We start from the raw sequence: 4,568 nt of genomic DNA, 5'->3' as shown, positions 1-4,568 counted from the left end.
GGCTTCCGTCACGTTGCTTACGTGCTGCCTGGCGTCTTTGATGGTCATGGGGACTCGTGAGATAAACAATTGGTTCTGTGTTGCCAGGGCAGTGATAGATTCTTCGGTATAAAGCGCCGCATCGGCAACAAAATATCGGCATTGTTGTGCGGCCTTTAAACACTGAATATGGTGACGGGTGACTTCTGCAAAAGCTTTCTGGTCATTCGTATTGCCACTTAAAGCCTGCATATAGACAGGGATACCGGCTTGATTTTCACAAATCAGCTCCAGTATCACCTGGTTTAATTCTGGCCGGTGGTCCCGGCTGTAACCTTTAACCAGTTCAATGCGTTTAGTCTCGCTATCTTGTTCATCAACAGCGTATTCACCATCGACATGAAAACTGGTGATATCCAGGTGCACAGCGTTACTGGCTAACCCCAGCGTGTCGACCACTCGCTCAGCCATGACTTGATATAGCGACGACACGTCTGCTTCATAGAGGGCATCAAGACACCGACCAAGTACATCATCATTCAGGTGCTTGGCCTGTACACCCGGACCAATCAGGCGTTCAGTGGGTTTGTCAGCGAAAAAATCTGCAAACATGTGTAGGGTGCGGCTGTGAAAACCCAAACCATTGAGAAGCATGGCGACAAAGGCTTCTCCATGAGTCACCTTATGCTCATTGTTTTTTGGGATAACCGCGTCAATCATCTTAGCGATACCAAGCTCCCGACACATACCGGATACTAAACCAAGATGGTCCATGCGTTTGATAGTTAACCCTGATAGGGAGGTAGTAGAAATAGCCATTTTGCTGCACCCAAAGATGAGTAATAGATCAAAATGGGGGATCGGTGTCAAGAAAAATAAATCAGTTAATTAGGTGCGGAATGACGGATAAAGCATGGTTGCTAGAAAATAAAAATAGAGTAGCGGAAAAGGCAAAATTTAAGTCTTGGCGTGTCTTTTCTAAAGAATTAATAAGTATTGAGGCTGGCTTAGATAATAGCATGCAAAACCTCAGTGGCTGGCCTGTGTTAAGTACCGGTAAACCTTTCTTCTTCGGTGCAAATCAGAATATTGATTTAAAGAAACATCAGCTTATAGGGTTGGAGCTACTGGACGGGCTTGGCTGGAACCTTCCTGATGAATGGGGTTGTTGGTCAAATAGTAACAACGCTTGTTTAAAGTTTGTGTTATCACACAGTGGAACTTATAGCTTTTATGGTGCTATTACTTTGTCAGACATTCATTCTCAAACCAGTGCGAAAGTAATAGTTAACGAAAACGTAGCGTGGCAAGGAAATGTTTATCCCGGCAAAAGAACATTATTTAAAGGCACTATTGAGTTAGAGAAAGCTAGCCAAATGATAGATATGCAGTTATGCGTTAACAATGTTCTTAATTTGGCAGACGTTGCAGAATCTCCTGACTCAAGAAGGTTAGGTGTTGGTTTAATTGAGCTTTGCGTTTTTCCAATAACTGAAGAAAAGGAAAGGCTCGAATATCTTGAGCAATTAATAGATAAATATATTACCTATTGAAAAGAGATATGCCCGAGTATCAGAACTTACCAGGCTTGCAACCGATTTTAAGTTAATACCTACTAAAGGATTGACTAGTAACGTACACTTATGGCCATACGGAACTGATTTTAAAAGTTTAAATAAGTGAGTGAAACACCTGTGGACTATTCATCTCTAAAGCCAGGCGACAATCATTACAGAGCCTACATAGGGCCTCCTCTTCAGTACGATTTTATGGGGGCTACTCAGTTTCGTTTGCTGTGTACATTAGGGCTGCGTGCTCACCATCGAGTTTTAGACTTAGGGTGCGGGTCTTTGCGTGCTGGTCGGTTTTTAATTAACTACTTAGAGCCTGAAAATTATCACGGTATCGAGCCTAACAAATGGCTGATTGAAGATGGGATCAAAGAGCAAGTAGGTGACTCGCTCATAGCTATAAAAAAGCCCAAGTTTGATTATAATTCGGAATTTAACACGGGTGTGTTTGGGGCAAAGTTTGATTTCATTATTGCCCAATCCATATTCTCACACACCGGCAATGATTTAATACCTAACGCCCTAAGTAATATTTATGAGTCCTTAAATGATAACGGCGCCGCTTTACTTACGTTTATTAAGGGTGATAAAGATTTCGAGGGCAATGGTTGGATTTACCCAGAATGCGTCGAGTTCACCGTTTCAAAGGTATTCGAATTTGCTAAAAACGCTGGATTTCAGGTGCAAGAGTTACCTTGGTATCACCCTCGCCAAACGTGGTTTTATTTCTTTAAAAATGAAGAAAAAAGGTTAAAAGACGAAGAACTTCAACATCTCACAGGTGCCGTTCTTCACGATAAGACGTTCAAAAAAAGTGTGAATGTTGAAGTAGAGCAGAAAGGAAAACTTCACCCCGCCAACGCTGCTGTACAAGAAAACATAAAAGCACTCATTTGCACTGGTTTTCACAGAAGTGCGACATCGGCTACGGCAAACTACCTAAATAAAGCCGGCCTCCATATGGGGAATGAGCTAATGGGGAGCAGTATAAGCAACCCTAAAGGACATTTTGAAGACTGGGCTGCCGTCCGATTGCACGATGAGCAATTAGCTAACAATGGCACCGATTGGCAGTATCATGGTGAAGTTGCTCTGAATGTGGAGCCAGGGTTTCTCGATAGCTATATTGCCTTACGCAATTCTCAACACCAATGCTGGGGAGTTAAAGATCCCCGGGCTTGTCTTTTTCTAGATTCTTGGAATGAAGCTAATGGGGGCAATGCACACTTTTTGTTTGTTGCAAGACATTGGAGCAGCTGCATAGAATCTCTTTTAAATAGGCACAGTAGGGAGTTTGCTCATCAATTGCCAGGGGACTTGAGTGATGATAAACGGCTGAATTTTTGGCGCAAGCCAGAGCTTGCAGCAAAAATGTGGTTGGAATATAACAGAAAGCTTTTGGCCTTCGCTAAAAATAACCCAAGTAAAACGTTAGTCATTACACAGCGTGCACTGTTTAACAATGCTCCACTTATACAACGCATTAACGACAAGTTTAGTTTGAACTTAGACGTCTCCGTTGAAAGCCCCGTCGAAAGTGTCATGTTAAACGACCATGCCTCACAAACAATTCCAAGCATGTTATCCAGCCATTTAAAAGCCAGTTTAGATATAGTTTGGCAAGAGTTGCTAGAATTGGCCGATTTGAAACATACGGAAGAAAACGCTAATTATTACAAGCCCGAGTTTGATGATATTTCTCAACTTCCATCAGAGTTTGTAAAGTCGTACCAGTCAGCATGCAAAGATTTAGCGAAAAAGAAAAGTAGCTCTGATGTGCCCACGAGTGACGAAATAAACTGGCCAAACGAAGGCTCAGAAGAGGAAGCCGTAGTTTGGATAGACAAATACCCAAGGAAGAATTTAGATGAATCTCAGCTAAACAAAATTCATAAATTTGCAGAAAAACATTATGGACTAAGTGCTAACGTTTGGTTATCCATGGCAAGGCTGTATCAACAAAAAGAGCAATACGAAAGTGCAATTAACGCTTTTCAGTTTGCTATAACATTAGGCGCGCAGTTTCCTTACATCTATATGCATTTGGGGCAATGTTATCAACGCATGGGTAAACCTAATGAAGCGCGGTTTTACTTAGACAAAGCGCTCAATCAAAACCCTAACAATGCAGCTTTTTATGCAGCAAAAGCTCAATTTTTGATAGAGCAAGGTGGGGCAGACAAAGCTGAGCAGTGTCTTACTGATGGAATTGAATTGCTTGGTTATGTACCACCATTGGTTATAAAGTTGTGCGACCTTTTATTAAACACTCAAAAACTCGATGGCGTTGAAGAGGTTATTAATTCTTGTATTGACCAAAATCACTCGGCTTTAGTATCGCTTAAAACTCGTTTAGCGCTTCAAACAAATTATGAAAAAGGAGTGAAGCGCTATAACGAGCAAGATTCAAAAAAGTTTGCCAACGAAGACCGACTTTCTTGGCTTGCTAGCGCTACTTATTGCATTGAGAGTGGCGCTGGCGAAAGTGAATTTGTGGGGCGTTGTTATGGTTACTGGTTTAAAGACAGGTAAGTATGATTTCTCCAGTTTTGCGGAAACCCAAACTTTCTCGCAAATTATGAAAAGTCTAAGAGCTATCCAGCAATAAACGTCTACCTTAGCAGATTTATTGTCTCAGTGCGGTATTGAATGCGCCTTCGTATATTTTTTTGCATGAAACACACACCAGAAGTTATGCGGTAAAACAAAAAAATTTCCGATTATTGATTGGAAATTAATAGCGAAAATATTCACTCAACAGATTGGTTGAAAGGGTTGTTCTCCATTTCAACAATGGTCAAGATGAAGCCTAGGCAATATAATATTTCAGTTCTTCAGTATTTGCTTAACTGTACTAGCTCAGACCTGATCTGACAGTTACCCAGATTTTCTGGTGTCGGCGTCAGGTTAGATTTGAGCTAAATTCTTTTCAGCCCAAACCCGTTTTCCATCAGTTAATCCGTCATTCCGCACCTAATTAACTGATTTATTTTTCTTGACACCGATCCCCCATTTTGA

The 4,568-nt window shown here is 41.4% G+C and carries 3 protein-coding genes; 2 read left to right on the top strand and 1 reads right to left on the bottom strand.

The annotated features are described in order from the left end of the window. The coding region (locus tag C6Y40_RS10580) for an IS1634 family transposase (protein ID WP_146129531.1) at nt 1-798 on the bottom strand (798 nt) is incomplete at its 3' end. 80 nt (nt 799-878) lie between these two features. Between C6Y40_RS10580 and C6Y40_RS10575 the strand changes: the two genes are divergently transcribed. Further along, complete coding sequence (locus tag C6Y40_RS10575; protein WP_105934562.1) at nt 879-1,532, top strand: hypothetical protein; 654 nt, start codon at nt 879-881, stop codon at nt 1,530-1,532. Between the two features lie 141 nt (nt 1,533-1,673). Next, on the top strand, nt 1,674-4,082 hold the full coding sequence (locus C6Y40_RS10570; protein WP_146129539.1) for a tetratricopeptide repeat protein: 2,409 nt from the start codon (nt 1,674-1,676) through the stop codon (nt 4,080-4,082). Nucleotides 4,083-4,568: the final 486 nt, after the last annotated feature.

The organism is Marisediminitalea alba, assembly GCF_002993365.1.
Classification (GTDB): domain Bacteria; phylum Pseudomonadota; class Gammaproteobacteria; order Enterobacterales; family Alteromonadaceae; genus Alteromonas; species Alteromonas alba.
Note: the sequence above shows the minus strand (reverse complement) of the source record. Positions and strands in the feature narration are given on the sequence as shown.

What these genes read in the sequence shown, in the direction of transcription:
- C6Y40_RS10575 (WP_105934562.1), top strand. Translation starts at nt 879, where the DNA reads ATGACGGATAAAGCATGGTTGCTAGAAAATAAAAATAGAGTAGCGGAA.